The 1174-nt window shown below is 73.1% G+C and carries 1 protein-coding gene; it reads right to left on the minus strand.

All coding sequences use genetic code 11. The annotated features are described in order from the left end of the window. Nucleotides 1-104: 104 nt before the first annotated feature. Complete coding sequence (locus tag ACYVE9_RS27600; protein ID WP_461030619.1) at nt 105-1079, minus strand: LLM class F420-dependent oxidoreductase; 975 nt, start codon at nt 1077-1079, stop codon at nt 105-107. Nucleotides 1080-1174 lie beyond the last annotated feature (95 nt).

Raw genomic sequence — 1174 nt, forward strand, 5'->3', positions numbered from 1 at the left:
CGCGGCGGACGGCGGCCGTTGCGGGCGGTCGTCGGTGCGCGCCCTCGCAGGGGACAGGTCTGGAGGACCGGCCGGAGTCGCCGACCGGGCGGGTGCGGGACCGGTCAGCCGGGCCAGGTGCCGCGCAGGGCGGGGAGCAGCGTCTCCTGTGCCCAGTTGATGAACGCGGGCTGGGTGTCGCCGCCGACCTGGACGACCGCGATCTCGGAGAACCCGGCCTCCACGTAGGGGGCGACGGCCTTGACGAAGTCGTCCGGGTTGTCGCCGCAGGGAATGGACTCGGCCACGTCTTCCTTGCGCACGAACTGGGTGGCGGCTTCGAAGGACTTCGGCCCTGGGAGTTCGGAGTTGACCTTCCAGCCGCCGGCAAACCAGCGGAACTGGTCGTGGGCGCGGGCCACCGCCGCGTCGCGGTCGGGGTCCCAGCAGATGGGCAACTGGCCGACGCTCGGCTTGCCCTCGCCGCCGTGCCGGGCGAAGGCGTCGAGCAGGTCGGCCTTCGGCTCGGTCCCGATGACCAGGTCCGCGAGCCGGCCGGCGAGGGCGCAGGACTGCTCGCCGGAGACGGCGATGCCGATCTGCGGCGGCTGCTCGGGCAGGTCCCACAGTTTCGCCGACTCCACGTCGTAGTGGGTGCCGCGATGGTTGACGTGGCCGCCCTGGAAGAGGTCGCGGATGATGCCCACGGCCTCCTCCAGCATCTCGTGCCGCACGTCCGCCGGGGGCCAGCCGTCACCCACCACGTGCTCGTTGAGGTTCTCCCCCGCGCCGAGCCCGAGCCGGAACCGGCCTTCGGCGAGCAGTTGCAGGGTGGCCGCCTTCTGCGCCACGACCGCCGGGTGGTAGCGGATGGTCGGGCACGTCACGTACGTCATCAGGGGGATGCGGCTGGTGGCCTGGGCGGCGGCGCCCAGTACCGTCCAGGCGTGCGGGGCGTGGCCCTGGCTGGCGAGCCACGGGAAGTAGTGGTCGGACGTGACGGAGAAGTCGAAGCCCGCCCGCTCCGCGAGGACCACATGGTCGACGAGGTCCCGGGGCCCGGCCTGCTCGGTCATCATCGTGTAGCCGAATTGCACCATTTCCGGCGGGTCCCCGGTCGGTGCGGAGGGAAACCCCGCTGCGTCCGGCCGGGTGACCGGTCGGACGCGACGGCGGCCGCCCCGGCGCGCGTCCG

The sequence above is a fragment of the Streptomyces sparsus genome, assembly GCF_054776295.1.

Bases quoted from the DNA above. Each gene is read 5' to 3' on its own strand.
- ACYVE9_RS27600 (WP_461030619.1), bottom strand. From the start codon at position 1,079: ATGGTGCAATTCGGCTACACGATGATGACCGAGCAGGCCGGGCCCCGG.